Consider the following 21729-nt stretch of genomic DNA (forward strand, 5'->3'; position numbering starts at 1 on the left):
CATGGCCAGTGACATGACCAGTCGCGAGCTTTATCTCAGACTGCTGACCTATGTCCGTCCGTACTGGAAGGTCTTTGCTGCAGCGTTGGCGGCAATGGGGCTGTCGTCGTTGGCCGAGCCGGTTTTCCCTGCGATGATGAAAAAGCTGCTCGATGACGGTTTTTCGACGGCGGCTGGGCCGTGGGACTGGCTGCTTTATCCGCTGGCCATCATGGGTATTTTCCTGGTCCGTGCCATATTCGGATTTGTCGGTGAATACTCGATGAGTTGGGTCTCGAACAATGTCATCACCGAACTGCGCCAGGCGATGTTCGCTCGCATGGTCCGCCTGCCGACCCGCTACTACAGCGACAACCTGTCCGGCCGACTGATGTCGCGCATCGCCTACGACGTGACCGGCGTCGCCGGTGCGGCGACCAACGCGCTGACTTCGCTGATCAAGGATTCGCTGGCCATTGTCGGCTTGATGGCCTGGCTGCTCTACTTGAACTGGCAGCTGACGCTGATTACCTTGTCGGTAGTGCCTTTCATCGCTGTCGTCGTCCGTACCTTCAGCAAGCGTCTACGGGGTGTTGCCAAGGGGCAGCAGGAGTCGATGGGCAAGATCACCCAAGTGCTGCAGGAAACCATTGAAGGCCACAAAGTGGTCAAGATTTTCGGTGGTCAGACCTATGAGGAAGCGCGTTTCTACAAGTCGGTGCGCGAGCAACGTAGATTGGCCATGCGGGCGACCATGGCGACTTCGGCGCAAAGCCCGATCGTCCAGTTCTTCGCCGCTTCCGGCGTCGCGATCATCATGGGCGTCGCGCTGAAGCAGGCGGCAGGCGATCAAACGACGGTGGGCAGCTTCGTTTCCTTCATTACCGCGATGCTGATGATCCTGCCGCCGCTGCGCCGCATTACCGACGTCAATGCGCCGATCCAGCGCGGCCTGGCCGCGGCCGAAAGCGTCTTCTCGCTAATCGACGAAGCGGCCGAGGAAGACAAGGGCCAGGAAGACCTCGGTCGAGCCCAAGGCCTGGTCGAATTCGACAATGTCAGCTTCACCTATCCCGGTGCCGATCGTCCGGCGCTGGCCGGCGTTTCGCTGACCATTCGCCCTGGCGAATCGGTCGCCCTGGTCGGTCCTTCGGGCAGCGGCAAGACGACGGCGGCCAACCTGCTGCCCCGTTTCTACGCCATCGACGGCGGCGAAATCCGCGTCGACGGCCATGCTTTGCCGAATATCAAATTGAACAGCCTGCGCGACAACATCGCGTTGGTCAGCCAGGATGTCGTGCTGTTCAACGACACCATCGGCGCCAACATCGCCTACGGCGGCAAGAGCACGGCGACCGCCGAGGAAATCCGCGCCGCCGCCAAGGCCGCGCATGCGCTGGAATTCATCGATGCGCTGCCGGAAGGCTTCGATACGATGATCGGCGAAAACGGCGTCAAGCTGTCCGGCGGCCAGCGTCAGCGTCTGGCGATCGCCCGCGCCATCCTGAAGGATGCGCCGATCCTGATTCTCGACGAGGCGACCTCGGCCCTCGATACCGAATCCGAACGCCACGTCCAGGCGGCGCTCGACGAACTGATGCGCGGCCGCAGCACGCTGGTCATCGCCCATCGCCTGTCCACCGTCGAACGGGCCGACCGCATCGTCGCGCTGGCCCACGGCCACAAGCAGGAAGAGGGCTCGCACGCCGAACTGCTCGCCCATGACGGCCTCTATGCCCGCCTCTACCGGATGCAGAAGGCCGAAGAGGCGGCCGCCTGATGCGCATCCTGCACACGGAGTCCTCGACGGGCTGGGGCGGCCAGGAAAACCGCACGATGAACGAACTGGTCACCATGCGTGAGCGGGGGCATGAACTGGCCGTGCTCAGCCGGCCCGGGGCACGCATCATCGAACGGGCCAAGGAACTGGGCTTCCCGACCTTTGCGGTCGACATGCGCGGCGCCATCGATTTCCCGAATGTCCTGCGCTTGCGCAGCGCCATCAAGCGTTTTGGGGCCGACATCGTCAATACGCACAGCGGTCGCGACACGCAACTGGCCGGCCTGGCGGCCCGCACGCTGTTCAACCGGCCGCGCATCGTCCGTACCCGCCATCTGGCGCTGCCGATCACCTCGAAATTTACCTACAGCGTGCTGCCGGATCATGTCGTCACCGTCAGCAAATATGTCGAGAACTATCTGGTCGAGGCCGGCGTGCCGCGCCCGGGCATCACGACCATCCCGACCGGCGTCGATTTTGCCCGCTACGACCGCTCGACCGTCGCCGGCAACCTGCGCCAGGAGTTGGGCTTGGCGGCCGATACGCTGCTCGTCGGCACCGTCGCCATCCTGCGTGCCAAGAAGGGCCACGCCGAGATTCTCGACGCGGCACCCGAGGTGCTGAAGCGCTTTCCCAAGGCGCATTTCGTCTTTGCCGGTGACGGCCCGCAGACCGCCAACCTGCAGGCGCGCATCGCTGCCGACGGGCTGGATGGGCGCATTCATCTGCTCGGCCTGCGCCGCGACGTGACCAACGTGCTGGCTTCGCTCGACGTCTTCGTGCTGCCGACGCATCAGGAAGCGCTCGGTACCGCCTTCATCGAAGCCGGGGCGATGGGGCTGCCGGCGGTGGCTTCCAATGTCGACGGTGTGCCGGAAGTCATCATCGACGGCCAGACCGGCTTGCTGGTGCCGGCCCAGGACGGCAGGGCGCTGATCGAACCGATCTGCCGCCTGCTTGGCGATCCGATTTTCCGTCGCAGCATGGGTGCCAACGCGACCGAGTTCGTCCATCGCAAGTTCGCCCGCGAAACGATGGCCGAAGGCATGGAGCGCTTGTACGAGCGCCTGCTGGAGGCACGGTGAGCCTCGGGCAGCCCTTGCCCGTGCTGATGTACCATCATGTCAGCCCGAAACCCGGGCTGGTTACCTGTTCGCCGGAAAACTTTCGGGCGCAGATGCAATGGCTGGCAAAAAACGGCTGGCGGACGCTGTCCACCACCGGCTTCACCGAGGCATTGGCCAGCGGTCGGGTGCCGCAGAAAAGTGTGCTCGTCACCTTCGACGACGGCTATCTCGACAACTGGGTCTATGCCCACCCGGTGCTGCAGGAGTTCGGCCAGCGGGCGACGATTTTTCTGATCACCGGCTGGATCGGCGACGGCGCGCCGCGCCCGTATTCGGGTCAGCCCGGCACGCCGGACATCCCGACCCATAAGCAGGCGATGGCCGCCGCCGCCGACGGCAAGCTCGATACCGCCTTCCTGCGCTGGTCCGAAGTCGAGGCGATGCGGGCGGCCGGTACCTTCGATTTTCACTCGCACACCCATACTCACGCGCGCTGGGATCGGCAAATTGTGGCTCAGGCCGAACGCGATGCGGCGCTGGCCGAAGACCTGGCCGTTTCACGTGAAACGCTGGCCGCCCGGCTCGGCGAAGCCAGCCCGCATCTGTGCTGGCCGCAGGGCTATTTCGACAGTAATTACCAGCGCGTCGCCCGGGACGCTGGTTTCACGCACCTGTACACCACCGAACATGGCGTCGTCCGCGCCGACGTCGACCTGGCCCGCATTCCGCGCCTGGTCGCCAAGGACAAGCCGGCGGCTTGGTTCGGCCGACGGATGGGCATCTACGGCCGGCCGCTGCTGTCGGCCCTCTACCTCGGCCTGAAGTCGGGCAAGAAGGGGCATTGAGATGCGGCTGCGCCTGAGGGAACCGCTGCTATACCGCTGGCTGAAGATCAAGCGGGCGCTGGACAAACGCCCGCGCCCGGTCGGCGAACTGGGCAGTCCGGCCATCCGCCGCATCCTCGCCATTTCCTGCACGGCGCTCGGCGATACGCTGCTGTCCACGCCCGGCCTGCGCGCGTTGCGCCAGACTTATCCGCAGGCCCACATCACGCTGCTCGTCCATCCCGCGTTGCAGGCCCTGTTCGCCGGGCTGGACGGGGTCGATGAACTGCTGCCCTACGATGGAAAATGGCGCGGTTTCGCCCGTACGGCAAAGGCCCTGAAGGGCTACGACCTCGCCGCCATCTTCCATGGCAACGAGCCGCAGGCGACGCCGTTGGCCTATCTCTCCGGTGCCCGCTACGTCTTCAAGCTGCCCAACAACAACCGCTGGAACTTCCTGCTCAGCAACCGCACGCCGGTGCTGGGCTGGGACGATCTCGGCCACGGCATCGAGCAGCGGCTGGCGGTGGCCAGGCTGGCCGGTGCGCTCGGCGATTTTTCGCCGCGCATGACGGTACCGCTGCATGCCGCCGGCGCCGAGGCATTGGACAAGGCGCTGGCCGAACGGGGCTGGCAGCAGGCGAACATCGTCACCTTCCAGCCCGGCGCCTCGACGATGAGCCGGCGTTGGCCGCGTTCGCGCTTCATCGCGGCGGCGGCGCAACTGGCGCAACGCTGGCCGGAACTGCGCTTCGTCGTCACCGGTTCGCCGGCCGAAGCGGCGCTCTGCCAGGAAGTCGCGGCCGGTATCGAGGCCGCCGCACCACTGGCCGGCGGCACGCGGGCCTGGGCCTCGGCCGGGCAATTGCCGCTGATCGCCTTGCCGGCCTTGCTCAAACGGGCCAGCCTGCTGGTCACCGGCGATACCGGGCCGATGCATCTGGCGGTTACTGTCGAGACGCCGGTCGTCGCGCTGTTTGCCGTCTCCGACCCGGCCCGTTCCGGTCCCGGCTACGATCTGGAGCAGCATGTCGTGATCCGCAAATGGCGGACCTGCGATCCCTGTTATTCCAAGAACTGCCCCTACGCTGAGCCGATCTGCATGGACAACATCGCGGTCGACGAAGTGATTGCTGCGGTAAACAGCATTTTGAGCCGGAAAACCGCATGAGCCAGCCGAAACGCATCCTGCTGCTCGATACCGGCAACGAGTGGGGCGGCGGCACCAACAGCATGCTCGAACTGCTCAAGCGCCTTGATCGCCAACGCTTTGCCGTGACTTGCTGTTTCTACAAGGATTACCGCAAGGGCAGGGATGGCCGGCTGTTGTCCGAGGAATTGGCCGAGATCGGTATCCCGCTGCTTTTGCTACCGACCGGCAAACAGCCGCTGTGGGCGAAGCTGGCCAAAGAGCTGGCGCGCGGCATTTTGTCGTGGTCGGCCCGACTCAAGAAGCGGGCCGTGCTGGCCATCGAAATGCAGTGGCGGATCAAGCCGCGCGTCGCCGCGCTGCGCACGCTGCTCGAAGAGGGCGGTTTCGACCTGCTCTACATGAACAACCAGCCGTCCTCGAATCTGGAAGGCTATCTGGCCGGCGAGGCGGCGGGCCTGCCGGTCGTTCAGCACTGCCGCATCGAGCCGACGCTGCAACTGGGCGAGGCGGCCATCGTCAATCGCGTCGCGACCCGCATCATCTGCGTCTCGCAAGGCGTCGCCGACGTCCTCGCCGCCCAGCATGTCGCCGAGCACCGGCTGCGTGTCGTCCATAACGCGATCGACTGTCGGGTCGCACTGCCGGCGCCGATCAAGTTGCCGCCGACAACGCAGCGCCTGGTCATCGGTACGGTCGGGCAACTGACCGCGCGCAAGGGCGTGCAGCATTTGCTGCAGGCACTGGCCAGCCTGAAAGGCGAGGGGCTGCTCGTCAGTTGCCTGATCCTCGGCGAAGGACCGCAGCGGGCCGAACTGGAAGCCACGGCCCAGCGTCTTGGCTTGGGCGAGCTGGTCGGCTTTGTCGGTTTCCAGCCGGTGCCGCTGGCCTGGGTGCAGGCGATGGATGTCTGTGTCCTGTGTTCGAGCAAGGAAGGCCTGCCGCGCGTCGTGCTCGAAGCCATGCTGGCCGGTAAGCCGGTGGTCGGTTCCGATGTCACTGGCACGCGCGAATTGATCGTTAATGAAGAAACCGGTCTGCTCTACGCCTACGCTGACGTGCCGGCGCTGACCGCCGCACTGCGCCGCCTGCTCGGCGATCCGCTGTTGCGGCGGGCGATGGGCGAGGCCGGTCGGCGTCGCGTCGAGGCCGGTTTTTCGATCGACGCCTACGTCAATGGCGTGGCCCAGGTGCTGGCCGAGGCGGCCGCGTGATCTACCTGCTGCTGACCTGGCTGGCCGCCCCCCTACTCTGGTGGCGTGCCGCACGCCGTCATCCGGGCGAGAGCAGCCGTATCCTGGTCATCCAGACCGCCAAGATCGGCGATTTCGTGGCGACGACCCCGGTTTTTCGTGCCTTGCGCAATCGCCTGCCGCAGGTCGAGATCGTTGCCCTGCTGCACCCGGTCAATGTGCCGCTGGCCGAGGGTCTGGACAGTATCGACCGGATCATCGCTTTGCCGAAACCGGGTTTCAAGGGCTGGGCCGGCAAGCGCTGGCTGCTCGACCAACTGGCCGAAGGCTACGACGGTGTGCTCGTCCTCAGCCCCAATCTGACGACCTTGCTCGCCCCCTTCTGGGCCGGTGTGCCGCAACGTGTTTCGGTGCTGGCTGACCGCCGCCAGGGCAGCGCCCGCCTGGCCTGGCCGTTCCTGACGCATGGCGAGGCGCATGTCAGCGGCCGCCTGTTCCGTGAAACGGCCTTGCGTGCCCTGGCCGGCTTCGGGGTCAGCATCGATGCCGGCTTGCTTGCCTTGGTCAATGAAATCCCCCGTACCGCCAGCGGCGAGATGAAGGCACAGGTGCTGCTCGGCACCGCGCCGCGACCGCTGGTCGGTCTCGGCCTCGGCGCCGGCAATCGGATGAAAGCGCTGGCACCCGAGCAATTGCAGGCCTTGGCGCTCGGCCTTGCCGAGCGGACGGCGGCGACCCTGGTCCTGATCGGCACCGTCGAGGACAGCTTGGCCGCGACCGAAGTGCTCGCCGCATTGCCGGCCGGTCGGGCGATCGATAGCACCGGGCAATGCAGCCTGGCCGAACTGCCGGCGCTGCTCGGCGAACTGGATTGCTTTGTCGGCGTCGATTCCGGCGCCACCTACATGGCCGATGCGCTGGGTGTGCCGGTCGTCGATTTCATGGGCCCGGCCGATGCCGACGACCAGCGACCGATCGGGTCGCAGGCCGTGGTCATCCGCAGCGCCGAGCCTTGCGCCCCCTGTTCGCACGCCTTTGATGCGCCGTACCGCTGCCATCTGGGGACGCGGGCTTGCATCAGTCATGCACCGGTGGATAAATTGATTGGCATAGTCTCGAACATACTAACTTCGAAGTTGGCCGCGGAAAAATGAAAGCTTTTGTACTGAATCTTGAGCGACACACCGAGCGTCGCGACGCTATTGAACAGCAGTTGAAGACTCGCGAAATTGAATTTGAAATCCTGAGTGCGGTGGATGGACAGTGCTTATCTGCAGATACCCTTGATTCTGTCTATTCTCCTTCGAAGACACAGGCCTTTCTCGGCCGACAATTAACAAAGGGGGAAATTGGGTGTGTGATGAGCCACTGCATGGCTCTACGTCGGGTGGTGTCCGATAATTTATCGGCAGCCCTGATTCTTGAGGATGATGCATTTATTAGCCCTATGGTAAAAAATATCATCGATTCTCTCGATGGTTCCATTTTGTCGGGGGATTATGATGTTTGTCTGCTGACTCATGTTGCCAAATACTCCGAGTGGAGTTCAAGGCAGATTTCGGGAACAGAAAGCTTTCTGGTTCCTGTGGTTGATGCGTATTTGGGTTCGGGTTATGTCGTGACCAATCGTGGAGCAAGGCGAGTAATCGACTATTTCTCGACGATTTATCATCCATTCGATTACTGGAATACATTCCGGCGAAAACGTGTGATTGAAGTCAAGGCAATTGTGCCTTATGTGATCGGACAATCTGAGCTGAGTACTATCTCAGAACTCGACGAGGAGCGGCGGCGTATTTCGGCTGGTGTATCTTTCGGGCTAATTGAGAGTCTGAAGCGCGTTGTGCGGCGGGTGATATACGAAAAATTTATATATCAAATAGTTAAGCCGATACTGAGAATTCGTCGCCAACCCAAAGGGGGGCTTGAGAAAAAATTCGATGTATCTCAGGGCAGAAAGCTCAAAGCAGAGTAGTTCAGATAACTTTCAATTGCTTAAAACAAAAAATATTATCGGGAAAGCATGGCGCCTGTGAATCCAAAAATTGTCATTATCAATTTGCTGCGCTCTAAGGAGAGACGAGAACGGGTCATCAAGCATCTGGAGACGCTAGGTCTGATGGGTGAAGTGTTTTCGGCAATTGATGGACGGCAACTGCCAGAAGATGAGATAGCTGCTGTTTATAATGCAGAAAGAGCCAAAACAACCGAGTGGGGTGAGTTGACGCGGGGTGAGATTGGTTGTGCTCTCAGCCATCGGGCTATTTGGCAAAAGTTGATCGATTCGCATGATGCGGGCTGGCTGATTATTGAAGATGACGCTGTTCTGCCTACAGATCTGCCCATCTGGCTGCAACGATTGTCTGAGCTGGCGAGAAATGGTGATGTCATCCCGTTAGTTAAGACCAGCCCGACGCCGTATTTTTTTAGAAAAGTAAAACTGGACTCCCGCTGGCTGGTTTATCCCAATCAGTCGTTTATCGCTGCTACCGCCTATTACATAACCCCTCTCGCTGCTCGTCGCTTGCTCGAGGCGTCGACGCCAATCTGGTTCCCTATCGATTGCTGGTACAGTACGCCGGGTTTCAAGGGAGTTACCCCTGTGCGGGCTGTTTGGCCAGAAGCGGTTGGCGTGCTCGATGAAAGTGTTGAGGCATCAACCATCGGGTTTCGTGAGGCTCACGACCTGAGTAGAAGAAAAGCCCCCGTGCAAAGAGGTTATTTACGCCAGCAATACGGAAGATTTCGACGCTATATTAAGAATCGCTTTATCGTTAAGCCGGTTCGTTTCGACTGATCGAGGCACAATGAATCGCTTGCTTGCCCGAGTGCGCCATAGGCTGCCTCTATTAACGGAAATATCTCTTCTGCTCTTTCTGTTCGGCCTCTTTTTTCCGGTCAAGGCTGCACAATCTGTCGGCTGGGCAGGATTATGTCTCACCGGTCTCCTATCGCTAAGTAACAGGTCTCTGACGAGTCGGGACCGGTCTTGGGTAGTTGCATGTCTATTGATGCTGGCGTCGGGATGGTGGGGGATGCAAGTGGCATCTGATCCTAAAGGGAGCTGGACTGCATTCTGGAGTTACCAAATGATAGGGAAGGGGTTTTTCGGTGCTCTGGCCCTGTCGTCGACCCGCTTTTCTGCCGAGCAAATTCGGCGTTTGCTTATTTTTCTATTGCTGATGCTGGTGGCCAGAAATATCGCAATGGTTATTTATGGTTATCAGCATCCAGTATTTCTTGGCGGCACGGAGTATGCCGTTGAAGAATTTTTGCTCGGCTACCGCAGACAAGGTGATCATTTGCTGGTGTTGTTCCCATTTATTCTTGCCGCTGCGTTCGTATGGGAAAAATACAAAAATGTGGTGTTGAGCCTGATGTGCGTGGAAATTCTATTGCTTGCCTCAACTGGGTGGCGCGGTGCCTGGATGGGGTTCGCAGGAGGGTGTCTAATGCTTCTCGTGATGTTTAGAGCATGGGGTATGCTCGTGGTGCTTGCGATCGGGAGTATTGCTGTCGCTGTTATCGGTCTTGCTGCATCATCGACGAATATCGTGGCGATGGCGATCAGCAGAGGCTTTGGTGACTCGAATCGCGTGAACATGGTGTGGAAGCCGGTGCTTGACATGTTGGCACAGTCGAATTGGCAAGGGTACGGCTTTGGCCAGTCACGCTATCTCGAATTGATCTCCACCTATTCGGCGGTTCACCCTGAGAGGGCTATCCCGGTTTTAGGCGATGCGCACAATATGATTCTAAATTTCGCGATGGCGGCTGGATGGTTGGGGGCTTTCGCATTTGTCGTCACACTTGTTTGCGGCATGGTGCTATGCCTCCTGCGCCTTCGTGATAAGACCGTGTTTCCGGAACAAACGATCTTGCTTGCGGGTACAGCTGCCGCCTGGTTGGCGACCTATGGTCTGCTTGGGCTGACTGATCAGCCCCATTACAACAATCTGGCGGTGCTCGCAGTACTGACTTCGGTGGCCTTGGCCAGTAGCCGAACGGAGTTGCGCAGATGAGGAGAATGTTTGTAGTAATACGCGACAAGCTGGGAGATTCAGTTATCGCCTTCCAGGCGCTCTCGGCCTATCGTATGGCTCATCCAGAGGATGACATCACGCTGATGGTGCATGAACATTACATGCCCTTGTTCGTTGGGGAAAGGGGATATCGTTTCGTGCCATACCATTCGTCACTGCGGGCCTTCGCGTGGGTGTTGTGGCAACGGATTACCTTCCGCCGATTTGATGTTGTCTTGGTTCTGCGAGGTTCGGGGAGTAAGGTTGCTTGGATGGCACGCCTGTTGTCAGCGAAATTGCGGATTCATGCACTGAATCGCTATCCGGAGATTTTTCCGGATACGCCCACGGATCCCGGTCCGGCGCTGACATCTCATGAAACCCATATCGAAGCAGCTATGCGTTCCTTGCGCTCCTTGGATCCTGAGCTAGCTTATCCAAAGTACTTGCGTCTTCATGGCCTCGATGCCTATCGGCGGCCGGCGGAGGCTGTGGTCATCTGTCCGGTATCGGACGAATTGCGCCGCACTCTTTCTCGTGATGACGTGATCAGGCTCTTGCCAGTTATCCGGATTCGTCATCCAGGAAAAAAAATATGGATTCTTGTTCGTCAAAGTGGTGATGAGGGTTTTGTCGCAGGTGATTTTGAAGGGGCAGAGGTCCGCGCATTTGAGTCGATCATTCCGCTGTTGAAGATTTTTGGCCTTGCTGCTGCTTATTACGGCGTTGATACCGGGCTCTATCATGTGGCTGCGGCAATGGGGATTCCTGCAGTTGTCTTCTTTGGCCCGAGTCAGCCGTACAAGGTCGTTCTGCCTGGGCAGATGACGGAGTCTGTCCGACTGGGGGCGCTTGGTGAGAGTCATTGCGATAACAAAGAATGCACAACACCCGCCTGCATTCATAAGGTGATTGCCGACTGGTCTGCAACTCCATCGGAGAATGTGTTTCCGGAGCGATGTCCCCTATCACCTGATTTACGGGATATCGTATAAGAGTATTGGATATGAAAATCCTCATCATCCGCCGCGACAACATTGGTGACCTGATCTGTACGACGCCCTTGTTCGAGTCCATCCGCCGGCAATATCCGCAGGCCTATATCGCGGCGCTGGTGAACAGCTACAACGAGCCGGCGATTGACGGCAATCCACATCTCGACGCCATCTTTGCCTACACCAAGGGCAAGCACGCGGCGGGCGAGTCGGTCTGGCAGGCCTATTGGCGGCGGGCGAAGCTCCTTTGGCAATTGCGCCAGATGAAGTTCAACTACGCCATTCTGGCGACCAGCGGTTTTGCCGGCCGTTCGCTGAAACTGGCCAGGATGCTGGCGCCCGAGCATATTGTCGGCTTCGTCACTGAACAGGCGAGTTCGGCCCGCATCGATCAGGCCATTCCACATGCCGATGGCGGTGCGCTGCATGAAACCGAAGACATGTTCCGGCTGCTGGCGCCGCTCGGCATTTCCGGCCCGATTCCGGCGTTGACCGTTGCTGCCGATGCGGCACAGGCCACCGCCTTGCGCCAGCAACTGCCGACGGCGGTCGCCCAGGGAAATGGCCCGCTGGTCGCCCTTCACATCAGCGCGCGCAAGGAAAAACAGCGCTGGCCGGTGGAGCGTTTCAGCGAATTGGCACACCGCCTGCACGCCCAGCATGGGGCGCGTTTCCTGGTCTTCTGGTCGCCGGGCGACGAGAACAATCCCTTCCATCCCGGTGACGACGGCAAGGCGGCGCGCCTGCTGGCGGCGCTGGCCGATCTGCCGGCGGCGCCACTGCGTACCGAGCATCTGTCGGAACTGATCGCTGGCCTGTCGCTGTGCGATGCGGCGGTGCTCTCCGACGGCGGTGCGATGCACGTCGCAGCCGGCCTCGGCAAGCCGCTGGTCTGCTTCTTCGGCAATTCGTCGGCGGCGCGCTGGCACCCGTGGGGCGTGCCCTACGAGTTGCTGCAAAAGCCGTCGCGCGATGTTTCCGAAATCAGCGTCGACGAGACCGTCGACGCCTTCGGCCGGCTGCTCGCTCGGCGCTAGTGCGCCGCTTCCCAGTTCGGCCCGACGCCGACTTCGACGACCAGCGGTACCTTCAACTCGGCGACCTGGCCCATCAGGCGCGGCAGCTGCAGGCGGACCTCGTTCAGTTCGCCATCCGGCACTTCGAGGACCAGTTCGTCATGCACCTGCAGCACGAGGCGGGATTGCAGGGCTGATCTTTCCAGCCAGTTCTGGACGGCGATCATCGACATCTTGATCAGGTCGGCCGCCGTGCCCTGCATCGGCGCATTGATTGCGGCCCGCTCGGCGCCCTGGCGGCGATTGCCGTTGCTCGAGCGGATATCCGGGAACCACAGTCGGCGGCCGAAGGCGGTTTCGACGTAGCCGGTCTGGCGAGCGGCCTCGCGGGCTTCTTCCATGTAGCGGGCAACGCCCGGGTAACGGTTGAAATAGCGCTCGATGTAGGTCTGCGCCGCGCTGCGTTCCAGGCCGAGCTGGCGGGCCAGGCCGAAGGCGCTCATGCCGTAGATCAGGCCGAAATTGATGCTCTTGGCGACGCGGCGCTGGTCGGGGCCGACTTCGAGCGGCGTGACGCCGAAAATTTCGCCGGCGGTGGCGCGGTGCACGTCCTCGCCTTGGGCAAAAGCCTCGAGCAGGCGCTCGTCACTCGAGAGGTGCGCCATGATGCGCAGTTCGATCTGCGAATAGTCGGCCGAGACGATGCTGCTGCCTGCCGGGGCGATGAAGGCGGTGCGGATTTTCCGGCCTTCCTCGCTGCGTACCGGAATGTTCTGCAGGTTGGGGTCGCTCGAGGCGAGGCGCCCGGTAACGACGGCCGCCTGCGAGAAGTGAGTATGCACTCGCCCGGTCTGTTGATTGACCATGCGTGGCAGTTTGTCGGTGTAGGTGCCCTTGAGCTTGGACAGGCTGCGGTGTTCAAGCAGCAGCTTGGGCAGCGGGTAGTCGAGGGCCAGTTCGGTCAGCACTTCCTCATCGGTTGACGGGCCGCCGGACGGGGTTTTCTTCTTGACCGGCAGACCCTGCTTTTCGAACAGGATCTCGGCCAGCTGCTTTGGCGAAGCGAGGTTGAACGGCTGCCCGGCCAGCTCGTAGGCCTGGGCTTCGAGCGCCATGATCTTCTGGCCCATTTCATGGCTTTGCCGTGAAAGCACGCTGCTGTCTATCAGGATGCCGTTGCGTTCGATCTGCCAGATCACCTGGCGGGCCGGCATTTCGAGCTCGTGGTAAATGTAGGAGAGGCCTTGTTCGCCGGCAAACTGCGGATGTAGCGCCTGATGGACGCGCAGAGTGACGTCGGCGTCCTCGGCGGCGTAGGTGGCGGCTCGTTCGAGATCGACCTGGTCGAAGCCGATCTGCTTGGCGCCCTTGCCGCACAGCTCTTCGTAGGCGATGGTGTCCAGCCCGAGGTGGCGGCTGCACAACTGGCCGAGGTCGTGGCCCTTGTCGGACTCGAGGACGTAACTCTGCAGCATGGTGTCGTGGGCGATGCCGGCCAGCACGATGTCGTGGTTGGCGAAGACATGCTGGTCGTACTTGGCGTTCTGCAGCACTTTCCGGCGGTCGACCGCCTCCAGCCACGGTTTTAGCCGGGCGAGCACGGCCTCGCGCGGCAACTGGTCGGCGACACCGGGCGCGGTGTGGGCGAGCGGGATGTAGCAGGCTTCGCCGGCCTTGACCGACAGCGAGATGCCGACGATGCGGGCGGCGAAGGAATCGAGGCTGGTCGTTTCGGTATCGAGCGCGGTCAGTTCGGCACTTTCGATCTTGTTTAGCCAGATTTCGAATTGCGGCCAGGTCAGCACCGTTTCATAGCTGACCGCGATCGCTTCGGCCGGCGCTGCCGGTGCGGCGGCCAAACCTTCCCTGGGCGGCACGGCGGCAGCCGCTTCTGGGCCGTCGATCTCGGCCAGCCAGGAGCGGAACTGGTAGCGGGTATAGAGTTCGCGCAGGGTGTCGGTGTCGCGTGCGGTCGTGACCAGGCTGGTCGGTGCCGGTAGGTTCGACAGGTCGCAGGCGACAGTGACCAGCTTCTTGCCGAGCGGCAGGAAGCCGAGGTGGTCGCGCAGGTTCTGGCCGACGACGCCGCCGATCTGGTCGGCATGGGCGACGATTTCGTCGAGCGAGCCGTACTGGTTCAGCCACTTCAGTGCTGTCTTCGGGCCGCACTTGGCGACGCCCGGTACGCCGTCGACCGTGTCGCCGACCAGCGCCAGGTAATCGACGATCTTGCCCGGCGGCACGCCGAACTTGGCTTCGACGCCGGCTTCGTCGAGCAGTTCGTTGCTCATCGTGTTGTACCAGCGGACCAGTGGGTTGACCAATTGGGTCAGGTCCTTGTCACCGGTCGAAATCAGCGTTTCGATGCCGTCCACCGTCGCCTTCGTCGCCAGCGTGCCGATCACGTCGTCAGCCTCGACGCCGTCGACCATCAGCAGCGGCCAGCCGGCGGCCTGGATGGCGGCGTGCAGCGGTTCGATCTGGCTGACCATCTCGGGCGGCATTGGCGGCCGGTGGGCCTTGTATTCCGGATACCAGTCGTCGCGGAAGGTCTTGCCCTTGGCGTCGAAGACAACGGCCTTGTAGTCTGCCTTGTAGTCGCTTTCCAGCCGGCGTAGCATGTTCAAAACGCCGTAGATGGCGCCCGTCGGCTCGCCAGCCTTGTTGCGCAGGTCGGGCAGGGCGTGGAAAGCACGATAGAGATAGGACGAACCGTCCACCAACAATAAGAGAGGCATAACGTGACTGAGAGCGATAAGCTGGTGATGGGGGTCGAGACCGAGGCCATGCTGAAAAGCACGACGGCCCGCGAGTCGTGGCGGATTTTCGGCATTATGTCAGAGTTCGTCGAGGCAACTGAGCGTCTGGCGGCGATCAAGCCGGCCGTGACCTTGTTCGGCAGCGCCCGCGTCCGTCCGGACTCGCCGTATTACATGCTGACCGAGCAGACGGCGCGCCTGCTCTCCGATTCCGGTTTTTCGGTAATCTCCGGCGGCGGCCCCGGCATCATGGAAGCGGCCAACAAGGGCGCCTTCTTCGGCAAGTCGCCGTCGGTCGGCCTCAATATCCAGTTGCCGCACGAACAGGCCAACAATCCCTATCAGGATATTTCGCAGACCTTCCGCCATTTCTTCGCCCGCAAGTACATGTTCGTCCGCTTCGCCAGCGCCTATGTCGTTATGCCGGGCGGTTTCGGTACGCTGGACGAGCTGATGGAAGCACTGACCCTGATCCAGACCGGCAAGGCGCGCAAGATCCCGCTCATTCTGGTTTGCTCCGAATTCTGGGGCGGCATGATCGACTGGTTCAAGGACCGGCTGGTCAGCGAAGGCATGGTCGATCCGGAAGACATGAACCTGATCCAGTTGATCGACGAGCCGGAAAAAGTGGTCGAGGCCATTTTCAAGCATTACGAGGCTCGCCCCTTCGGCCCGCTGCCGAACGAGCACGAGATGATGCTCAACCTGTAATAAAATCGGGTCTGAACCAACGAGGAATTTTTCATGCGCCGTCTTCTTCCCATCCTGCTTCTTGCGTCGCTGCCTGCCTGGGCGCAAAACGGCGATCTCCAGCCGCTGCCGGCCGTACCACCGCCGCCGCCCGGCATGGAGGCCTTCGATGCCGCGCTCGAACCGCAGGTGACCATCGTCAAGGCCGAGAAGGAAACCCGCGAGGAATACCGGATCCGCGGCAAGCTGTACATGGTCAAGGTAACGCCCAGCGTCGGTCCGTCCTATTACCTCGTCGATCGTCAGGGTGATGGCCACTTCATCGAGGCCGATATTGCCCAGCCGCCGATCAAGCCGCCAATGTGGATCATCCACAGCTGGTAAGCCTTGTCCGTCTATACCACCGTCGGGCACGCTGAACTCGCGGCCTGGCTCCAGCCACTCGGGCTGGGCGAGTTGATTAGTCATGCCGGCATCGCTGCCGGCATGCAGAACTCCAACTATTTCGTGACGACCACCCACGGCCGCTACGTGCTGACCTTGTTCGAGCGCATGGCGCCGCAGGCGCTGGCCTTCTACCTGGCGCTGATGAGCCATCTGGCCGGGCATGGCATTCCCTGCCCGCAGCCGCTGGCCGACGCCGCGGGCCGGCGCTGGCGGCCGCTGGCCGGCAAACCGGCGGCGCTGCTCAGTTGCCTGCCCGGTGCCGCTGAAGAAGAGCCGACCGCGGCCCACTGCAGGATTGTTGGCGAAACCCTGGCCCGCCTGCATCTGGCCGGCGCCGACCTGGCCAACCCGCTGCCCAATCCCTGCGGCGCTGCGTGGCGGCAAAGCGTCGGCACCGCCTTGCGGCCCGTGCTGTCGCCGGCCGAAGGCGAGCTGCTGGCCGACGAACTGGCTTTCCAGGCGGCGCAGGACTATTCCCGGCTGCCGCGCGGCATCATTCATGCCGACCTCTTTCGCGACAATGTGTTGTGGGAGGCCGACGGTCGACTGTCCGGCGTGCTCGATTTCTATTTTGCCGGCGAAGACGCCTTGCTCTTCGATCTGGCCGTTGTCGCCAACGACTGGTGTGTCGACGCCGCCGCATTGACCGAACTGCTTGCCGGCTACACCGCCCAGCGTCCGGTGACGCCGGCCGAGATGGCCGCCTGGCCGGCGCTGCGGCGGGCGGCAGCGCTGCGTTTCTGGCTGCTGCGTCTGGAGGCGAGGGCGCAGCCGCGCGGCGGCGAAGTGGTGACGATCAAGGATCCCGAGCATTTTCGCCGCATGCTCGAGCGTTTTCGCCTTGCTCCCGAAGCCTGGCCCCGTTAGCATCCGCGAATGAACGAAACTCCCGTATTTCCATTGGCGCCGACGCCTTTCAAGGGCGAAAGCCGCGAAGTCGATGCCGGCGCCTGTTTTGACTGGCTGCGCCAGGGCTGGGCCATGTTCCTGGCCAATCCCGGGGTCTGGATCGGTTGCTCGGTGTTGCTGCTGATCATCCTGATGGCGATCTCGATCGTCCCGCTCTTCGGCCAGATCGCCGCCCACCTGCTGGTGCCGCTGTTCGGGGCCGGCATGGTCCAGGTTTGCCGGCATCTGTCGGATGATGACAAGACAGCGGAAATTTCCGACCTGTTCGCCGGTTTCCGCCATAACGCGGGCCAACTGATCATGGTCGGCGTTTTCTTCGCGGCCGGCGTCTTCGGCCTCGCCTTCATCGCCTTCCTGCTGATCAGCGGTGGCGTGCTCGGCGGTGTCGTTACCGGCCGGGTCGGCGGCGTCGGCATCGCCTTCGGCGGCATCATGCTGGCCGGCCTCTTGGTCATGGTGCTGTCGGTGCCGGTGATCATGGCGACCTGGTTCGCTCCGGCTCTGGTGTTCTTCCACGACATGCAGCCGGCGGCCGCGATGCGGGCCAGCTTCGATGCCGGGGCCAAGAACTGGCTGGCGATGATCATCTTCGGCGTCTTCCTGGTCGTTGCGCTGTTCTTCGCCATGCTGCCGCTCGGTCTCGGCCTGCTGCTGTTGCTGCCGGTCTTTTCCGGCGCGGTCTACGCGTCGTACCGCGACATTTTCGTGGGCGTTTGAGCGTGCGCGCCCAGACTCTTCCCGCAGCGGCCGGCTGGCGCTGGATCATCACCGGCTTCGCGATCTTCCGGCGCAATCCACCGGTGCTGTCGATGCTGGTCGTCGCCTACTGGTTTACGGTGATCTTTCTCAATGTCCTGCCGCTGGTCGGGGCGCTCGCCGCCTCGCTGGTCGTGCCCGGCCTCTCGGTTGGCCTGATGCAGGCGGCACGCAATCTGGAACGGGGCGTGCCGGTCAGCCTGTCGACGCTGTTCGGCGGCCTCAAGGAAAACACCCGGACGCTGCTCGGCCTCGGGGCGCTCTACCTGTGCTGCACGCTGGGCATCCTCGGCGTGTCGACGCTGGTCGATGGGGGCGACATGTTGCGCTACATGCTGGCCAACAGCCGGGCCGAGCGGGCCGCCGTCGAAGATGCGGATTTCATGCTGCCCAGCCTGGTTGTCATGGTTTTGCTGGTGCCGGTGATGATGGCCTACTGGTTCGCGCCGGTGCTGGCTGCCTGGCATCGCCTGCCGATCACCAAGTCGCTGTTCTTCAGCTTTGTCGCCTGCTGGATGAACTGGCGCCCGTTCTTGGCCTATAGCGCCGGCTTGCTGATCGTCGCCGGACTGATTCCCGGCGTCCTGCTCGGCATTTTGTTGCTGCTCTTTCCGGAAGGGCTGAGTTTCATCACCGGCATCGTCATGGTGCCGATGCTGCTGATCATTGCGCCGGCCGTTTTTGCCAGCTTCTACGCCAGCTATCGCGACATCTTCGGTATCTCCGAAATTGTCTGACGGCTTGCCTGCGCCGCTCGGTTTGTTCGGCGGCACGTTCGATCCGGTGCACTTCGGCCATCTGCGTCTGGCCGAGGAATCGATCGGCCACCTCGGCCTCGGCGGCGTGCGCTGGATTCCGGCCGGCCAGCCGCCGCATCGCGGTGTGCCGCAAGTGACGGCGGAGCAGCGGCTGGAGATGGTGCTGCGGTCGACGGCCGGAAATGAGCAATTTTCAGTCGACGCCAGCGAAGTCGAAGCGGCAGCCCCCAGCTATACCGTGCATACGCTGGAGCGTTTGCGCCGCGAGCTGGGGCCGGACCGGTCGCTGGTCCTGCTGGTCGGGGCCGATGCCTTTGCCGGTTTGGCGAGCTGGCATCGCTGGGCCGACATTTTTTCGCTGGCCCACGTCGCGGTCTCGCACCGGCCAGGGTTTCCAGTCGAAACCGGCAGTTTGCCGCTGGAACTGTCCAGCGAGTTCAACGCCCGGCGGCTGAGCGATGCCGGCCGCCTGAAAGACGCACCAGCCGGCGGTATCGTCACTTTTGCGATGACCCAGCTCGCCATTTCGGCGACCCAGATCAGGAAACTGCTCGCCAACGGCCTTTCGGCGCGCTATTTGCTGCCGGATAGCGTTCTCGACTATATTCAGACACATTCCCTTTACAGAAATAGCTAATGGACATACGTAAGCTGCAAAAAATCGTCGTTTCCGCCCTCGAAGACATCAAGGGCAAGGATATCGAAGTCATCAACACCACCAAGCTGACCTCGATGTTCGATCGTCTGGTCATCGCTACCGGCGACTCCAATCGTCAGGTCAAGGCGCTCGCCCAGAACGTCCAGGACAAGGTGCGCGAAGCCGGCGGCGAAGTGCTGTCCACGGAAGGTGAGGACGGCGGCGAATGGGTGCTGGTCGACCTGGGCGACATTGTCGTGCACGTCATGCAACCGACCGTGCGCCAGTACTACAACCTTGAAGAGCTCTGGCAGGCGACGCCGGCCCAGCGCCGCAAGGCGGTGGAGCAGGCCGCTTCGGAATGAAGCTGAGCGTACTCGCCGTCGGCCATCGTCAGCCCGACTGGGTGAGCGAAGGCTGCGCCGAGTACCTCAAGCGCATGCCGCGCGAACTGCCGGCCAGCGTTACCGAGATCAAGCCGGAACCGCGCGGTTCGAAAACCCGCGAGCAACTGCTGGCCGCCGAGAAAAGTCGCATTCGCGATGCGCTGGCGGCGGGCAGCCGGCTCGTCGTCCTTGACGAAAAGGGCGACGACCTGACCACGCTGAAGCTGGCCAAACGCCTCGAAGTCTGGATGCAGGACGGCCGCGACGTGGCCCTGCTGATCGGCGGTGCCGATGGCCTGGACGAAGAGTTCAAGCAGCAGGCCGATGACAAGCTGCGCCTGTCCAGCCTGACCCTGCCGCATGGCATGGCCCGGCTGCTGCTGTGCGAACAGTTGTACCGGGCAGTCAGCGTGCTGAAAAACCATCCATATCATCGGGAGGGCTGATGCGCCTCTATCTAGCCTCGCGTAGCCCGCGCCGTCGGGAACTGCTCAACCAGATCGGCATCGCCTTCGATACCATCGTCTTTCGCGGCGGTTCGCGGGCCGATTCGGAAACCGACGAGACGCCGCATGCCGGTGAAGACCCGCTCGTCTACGTCGAGCGCGTCGCCCGGGCCAAGGCCGAGCATGGCCTGAAGATCGTTCAGGAGCGCAAGTTGCCGTTGCGGCCGGTACTGTCGGCCGATACGACGCTGGAATTCGAAGGCGAGATCATCGGCAAGCCGCTCGATCAGGCCGATGCCACCGCCATCCTCCGCCGTCTGTCCGGCCAGACGCATCGCGTACTGACGGGGGTCGCCGTCAATCACCTCGGTCATACCGAATACCTGTTGTCGAGCAGCGAGGTCCGTTTTCGCCCGCTCGACGATGAGGAAATCCGCCACTACGTGCTGAGCGGCGAACCTATGGACAAGGCAGGTGCCTATGGCATTCAGGGCCGGGCCGGGTTGTTCGTCGAGCATCTGGCCGGCAGCTATAGCGGCGTCATGGGCCTGCCGGTCTGCGAAACCGGCGAATTGCTCAAACGGCTGGGCTTCCGGCCGCTCTAAGCAGGGCGGCCGCTTCGTGCGCGCCAGCCACTGGCGGCGGGGGCGGTGCCGGCATTTGCCAGAGCTCGGCCAGCGCCGCGCCGAATCCGCCGGTCAACAAGGCCTCGACGGATATTTCCCGGCAGCGCCCGTGCCGCGCCAGCCATTCGATCAGGCAATCCTGCTCCGGCCAGTCTTCCCGACGCTGATAGAGCACCGGCGTGCCGTTGCAGGCAGCCTCGGTGAAGGTGCCGTAACCGGGCTTGGTAATGATGGCGTCGACCGAGCAGAGCAGGTCGGTGAAACCGAGGCCGAAGGATTCGTAGGCCAGGGCGTCCCGGTGGCTGCATTGCCAGTCGGCGGCAACCAGCCAGCGAATGCCGGGCAGGCGTGGCCAGTCTTCGACCGGCAGCCGATGGCTGATGCCGCCGAGGGCGACCAGCACCGCCTTGTCGCCGTCCAGGCCAAGATCGTGGGCCTGGCCGAGGGCGGTGATCGGGCCAACGTTATGGCAATTGCCGAGTTCGGACATCGGCATGCCCGGGGTGACGCGCAGGAAGCTGCTCGCCGAGCGGTAGGCGGCCAGCATTTCGGCATGGATGGCCGGCGCCCAGCTTTCGTGCCCGAAAAAATGCTGGAAGAGGTCGGCCCAGTTCAGCGAGCAGAGGCTGACGGCGGGAATGCCGGCAAGGCTGGCGGCGGCAAGCGGCAGATAGCTGACGTTGGTGAGCACGAGGTCGGGCTGCAGTCGGCGCAGGAAGCTCGCCTCCTGTGCCACCCGCCCGGCCCAGTCGGCGTGCGCTTGGCGGTAGGCGGTAGCGCTGGCCGGCAGATCGACATGGAGGGCGTCGCGCATCACATAGCCGAAATCGCTGCGGCCATGGATCAGTTCGCACGGAACATGAATACGCTGGCGCAATTTGGCGACCGGCAAGCCGCTTCTGACGGTCAACCGCAAATTCGGGGCAATTTCCGCCAGCGCATTGAGGACTGGGGCGGTAATCGCCAAATGGCCGAAGCCGTGGCTCGAAATATCGACAAACAGATGCATGGGGCGCCCCGCGCCGGTCGGCGCGGGGGAGGGCTCAGCGGTTCTTGAAGCTCGGCTTGCGCTTCTCCGCGAAGGCGGTCATGCCTTCCTTCTGGTCCTCCAGCGCGAAGGCGGCATGGAAGACGCGGCGCTCGAAGAGCAGGCCTTCGTTGAGCGAAGACTCGAAGGCACGATTGACCGATTCCTTGATCATCATCACCACGGGCAGCGAGTAGCCGGCAATGGTCTGCGCCGCTTTCAGGGTTTCCTCGAGCAGTTGCTCAGCCGGGATGACCCGGGC

General features: G+C 62.3%; 23 protein-coding genes. 20 read left to right on the top strand and 3 right to left on the bottom strand.

What is annotated here, in order from left to right; translation table 11 throughout:
- Window position 1 precedes the first annotated feature (1 nt).
- From msbA to AT959_RS07695, 11 genes are all read left to right on the top strand, one after another.
- On the top strand, window positions 2-1759 hold the full coding sequence (msbA, locus tag AT959_RS07645) for a lipid A export permease/ATP-binding protein MsbA (protein ID WP_066882262.1): 1758 nt from the start codon (window positions 2-4) through the stop codon (window positions 1757-1759).
- Window positions 1759-2844: a glycosyltransferase gene (locus AT959_RS07650; RefSeq protein ID WP_066882264.1), complete on the top strand. Its 1086-nt coding sequence runs from the start codon at window positions 1759-1761 to the stop codon at window positions 2842-2844. The genes msbA and AT959_RS07650 overlap by 1 nt, the downstream gene beginning before the upstream one ends.
- On the top strand, window positions 2841-3671 hold the full coding sequence (locus tag AT959_RS07655; protein ID WP_088178953.1) for a polysaccharide deacetylase family protein: 831 nt from the start codon (window positions 2841-2843) through the stop codon (window positions 3669-3671). Before AT959_RS07650 ends, AT959_RS07655 begins: the two co-directional genes overlap by 4 nt.
- Window position 3672: 1 nt before the next feature.
- On the top strand, window positions 3673-4821 hold the full coding sequence (locus tag AT959_RS07660) for a glycosyltransferase family 9 protein (RefSeq protein WP_066882269.1): 1149 nt from the start codon (window positions 3673-3675) through the stop codon (window positions 4819-4821).
- Window positions 4818-6014, top strand: coding sequence for a glycosyltransferase family 4 protein (locus AT959_RS07665; RefSeq protein ID WP_066882271.1), 1197 nt, complete (start codon window positions 4818-4820; stop codon window positions 6012-6014). The genes AT959_RS07660 and AT959_RS07665 overlap by 4 nt, the downstream gene beginning before the upstream one ends.
- The gene (locus AT959_RS07670) at window positions 6011-7147 is read left to right on the top strand and encodes a glycosyltransferase family 9 protein (RefSeq protein WP_066882273.1); all 1137 of its coding nucleotides are present in this window, start codon (window positions 6011-6013) and stop codon (window positions 7145-7147) included. Before AT959_RS07665 ends, AT959_RS07670 begins: the two co-directional genes overlap by 4 nt.
- Window positions 7144-7968: a glycosyltransferase family 25 protein gene (locus AT959_RS07675; RefSeq protein WP_066882275.1), complete on the top strand. Its 825-nt coding sequence runs from the start codon at window positions 7144-7146 to the stop codon at window positions 7966-7968. Before AT959_RS07670 ends, AT959_RS07675 begins: the two co-directional genes overlap by 4 nt.
- A 48-nt stretch (window positions 7969-8016) precedes the next feature.
- A complete protein-coding gene (locus AT959_RS07680; RefSeq protein WP_066882278.1) occupies window positions 8017-8790 on the top strand; it encodes a glycosyltransferase family 25 protein in 774 nt (257 codons plus the stop codon).
- Window positions 8791-9034: 244 nt separating this feature from the next.
- Window positions 9035-10015 carry an O-antigen ligase family protein gene (locus tag AT959_RS07685; RefSeq protein WP_157651242.1) on the top strand — a complete coding sequence of 327 codons (981 nt, stop codon included), beginning with the start codon at window positions 9035-9037 and terminating at the stop codon, window positions 10013-10015.
- The gene (locus AT959_RS20460) at window positions 10012-11010 is read left to right on the top strand and encodes a glycosyltransferase family 9 protein (protein ID WP_083518278.1); all 999 of its coding nucleotides are present in this window, start codon (window positions 10012-10014) and stop codon (window positions 11008-11010) included. The genes AT959_RS07685 and AT959_RS20460 overlap by 4 nt, the downstream gene beginning before the upstream one ends.
- Window positions 11011-11021: 11 nt before the next feature.
- Complete coding sequence (locus AT959_RS07695) at window positions 11022-12047, top strand: glycosyltransferase family 9 protein (RefSeq protein ID WP_066882284.1); 1026 nt, start codon at window positions 11022-11024, stop codon at window positions 12045-12047.
- Here the strand turns inward: AT959_RS07695 and polA are convergent.
- Entirely contained in the window at window positions 12044-14764 is a 2721-nt protein-coding gene (gene polA, locus AT959_RS07700) for a DNA polymerase I (protein ID WP_066882286.1), read from the bottom strand. The genes AT959_RS07695 and polA overlap by 4 nt on opposite strands.
- 3 nt (window positions 14765-14767) lie before the next feature.
- Here polA and AT959_RS07705 point away from each other — a divergent pair, with 3 nt between their 5' ends.
- Genes AT959_RS07705 through AT959_RS07745 form a run of 9 tightly spaced genes read left to right on the top strand, consistent with a single transcriptional unit; the run spans window position 14768 to window position 20419 of the window.
- On the top strand, window positions 14768-15496 hold the full coding sequence (locus AT959_RS07705) for an LOG family protein (protein ID WP_420806641.1): 729 nt from the start codon (window positions 14768-14770) through the stop codon (window positions 15494-15496).
- A gap of 33 nt (window positions 15497-15529) precedes the next feature.
- Window positions 15530-15859, top strand: coding sequence for a DUF2782 domain-containing protein (locus AT959_RS07710; RefSeq protein ID WP_066882289.1), 330 nt, complete (start codon window positions 15530-15532; stop codon window positions 15857-15859).
- A gap of 3 nt (window positions 15860-15862) precedes the next feature.
- Window positions 15863-16789, top strand: a complete 927-nt coding sequence (locus tag AT959_RS07715) for a homoserine kinase (RefSeq protein ID WP_066882291.1) — start codon at window positions 15863-15865, stop codon at window positions 16787-16789.
- Between the two features lie 9 nt (window positions 16790-16798).
- Window positions 16799-17548 carry a BPSS1780 family membrane protein gene (locus AT959_RS07720; RefSeq protein ID WP_066882293.1) on the top strand — a complete coding sequence of 250 codons (750 nt, stop codon included), beginning with the start codon at window positions 16799-16801 and terminating at the stop codon, window positions 17546-17548.
- 2 nt (window positions 17549-17550) lie between these two features.
- Window positions 17551-18324 (top strand): BPSS1780 family membrane protein, encoded by a 774-nt coding sequence (locus AT959_RS07725; RefSeq protein WP_066882295.1) that lies wholly within the window; start codon window positions 17551-17553, stop codon window positions 18322-18324.
- Between the two features lie 4 nt (window positions 18325-18328).
- On the top strand, window positions 18329-18982 hold the full coding sequence (gene nadD / locus AT959_RS07730; RefSeq protein WP_083518279.1) for a nicotinate-nucleotide adenylyltransferase: 654 nt from the start codon (window positions 18329-18331) through the stop codon (window positions 18980-18982).
- Window positions 18982-19347 (top strand): ribosome silencing factor, encoded by a 366-nt coding sequence (gene rsfS, locus AT959_RS07735; RefSeq protein WP_066882299.1) that lies wholly within the window; start codon window positions 18982-18984, stop codon window positions 19345-19347. The genes nadD and rsfS overlap by 1 nt, the downstream gene beginning before the upstream one ends.
- Entirely contained in the window at window positions 19344-19814 is a 471-nt protein-coding gene (gene rlmH / locus AT959_RS07740) for a 23S rRNA (pseudouridine(1915)-N(3))-methyltransferase RlmH (protein WP_066882301.1), read from the top strand. Before rsfS ends, rlmH begins: the two co-directional genes overlap by 4 nt.
- Complete coding sequence (locus tag AT959_RS07745) at window positions 19814-20419, top strand: Maf family protein (protein ID WP_066882303.1); 606 nt, start codon at window positions 19814-19816, stop codon at window positions 20417-20419. The genes rlmH and AT959_RS07745 overlap by 1 nt, the downstream gene beginning before the upstream one ends.
- Here the strand turns inward: AT959_RS07745 and AT959_RS07750 are convergent.
- A complete protein-coding gene (locus AT959_RS07750; protein WP_066882305.1) occupies window positions 20391-21449 on the bottom strand; it encodes a hypothetical protein in 1059 nt (352 codons plus the stop codon). The genes AT959_RS07745 and AT959_RS07750 overlap by 29 nt on opposite strands.
- A gap of 34 nt (window positions 21450-21483) precedes the next feature.
- Window positions 21484-21729, bottom strand: a 246-nt coding sequence (locus tag AT959_RS07755; RefSeq protein WP_240481772.1) for an enoyl-CoA hydratase-related protein, incomplete at its 5' end; no start/stop codon positions are given.

This window comes from Dechloromonas denitrificans, assembly GCF_001551835.1.
GTDB classification, from domain to species: domain Bacteria; phylum Pseudomonadota; class Gammaproteobacteria; order Burkholderiales; family Rhodocyclaceae; genus Azonexus; species Azonexus denitrificans.

Excerpts from the sequence above, each read along its gene's own strand:
- msbA (WP_066882262.1), top strand. The coding sequence starts at position 2 with ATGGCCAGTGACATGACCAGTCGCGAGCTTTATCTCAGACTGCTGACC.
- AT959_RS07650 (WP_066882264.1), top strand. The coding sequence starts at position 1,759 with ATGCGCATCCTGCACACGGAGTCCTCGACGGGCTGGGGCGGCCAGGAA.
- AT959_RS07660 (WP_066882269.1), top strand. The coding sequence starts at position 3,673 with ATGCGGCTGCGCCTGAGGGAACCGCTGCTATACCGCTGGCTGAAGATC.
- AT959_RS07665 (WP_066882271.1), top strand. The coding sequence starts at position 4,818 with ATGAGCCAGCCGAAACGCATCCTGCTGCTCGATACCGGCAACGAGTGG.
- AT959_RS07675 (WP_066882275.1), top strand. The coding sequence starts at position 7,144 with ATGAAAGCTTTTGTACTGAATCTTGAGCGACACACCGAGCGTCGCGAC.
- AT959_RS07680 (WP_066882278.1), top strand. The coding sequence starts at position 8,017 with ATGGCGCCTGTGAATCCAAAAATTGTCATTATCAATTTGCTGCGCTCT.
- AT959_RS20460 (WP_083518278.1), top strand. The coding sequence starts at position 10,012 with ATGAGGAGAATGTTTGTAGTAATACGCGACAAGCTGGGAGATTCAGTT.
- AT959_RS07695 (WP_066882284.1), top strand. The coding sequence starts at position 11,022 with ATGAAAATCCTCATCATCCGCCGCGACAACATTGGTGACCTGATCTGT.
- polA (WP_066882286.1), bottom strand. The coding sequence starts at position 14,764 with ATGCCTCTCTTATTGTTGGTGGACGGTTCGTCCTATCTCTATCGTGCT.
- AT959_RS07710 (WP_066882289.1), top strand. The coding sequence starts at position 15,530 with ATGCGCCGTCTTCTTCCCATCCTGCTTCTTGCGTCGCTGCCTGCCTGG.
- AT959_RS07720 (WP_066882293.1), top strand. The coding sequence starts at position 16,799 with ATGAACGAAACTCCCGTATTTCCATTGGCGCCGACGCCTTTCAAGGGC.
- rsfS (WP_066882299.1), top strand. The coding sequence starts at position 18,982 with ATGGACATACGTAAGCTGCAAAAAATCGTCGTTTCCGCCCTCGAAGAC.
- rlmH (WP_066882301.1), top strand. The coding sequence starts at position 19,344 with ATGAAGCTGAGCGTACTCGCCGTCGGCCATCGTCAGCCCGACTGGGTG.
- AT959_RS07745 (WP_066882303.1), top strand. The coding sequence starts at position 19,814 with ATGCGCCTCTATCTAGCCTCGCGTAGCCCGCGCCGTCGGGAACTGCTC.
- AT959_RS07750 (WP_066882305.1), bottom strand. The coding sequence starts at position 21,449 with ATGCATCTGTTTGTCGATATTTCGAGCCACGGCTTCGGCCATTTGGCG.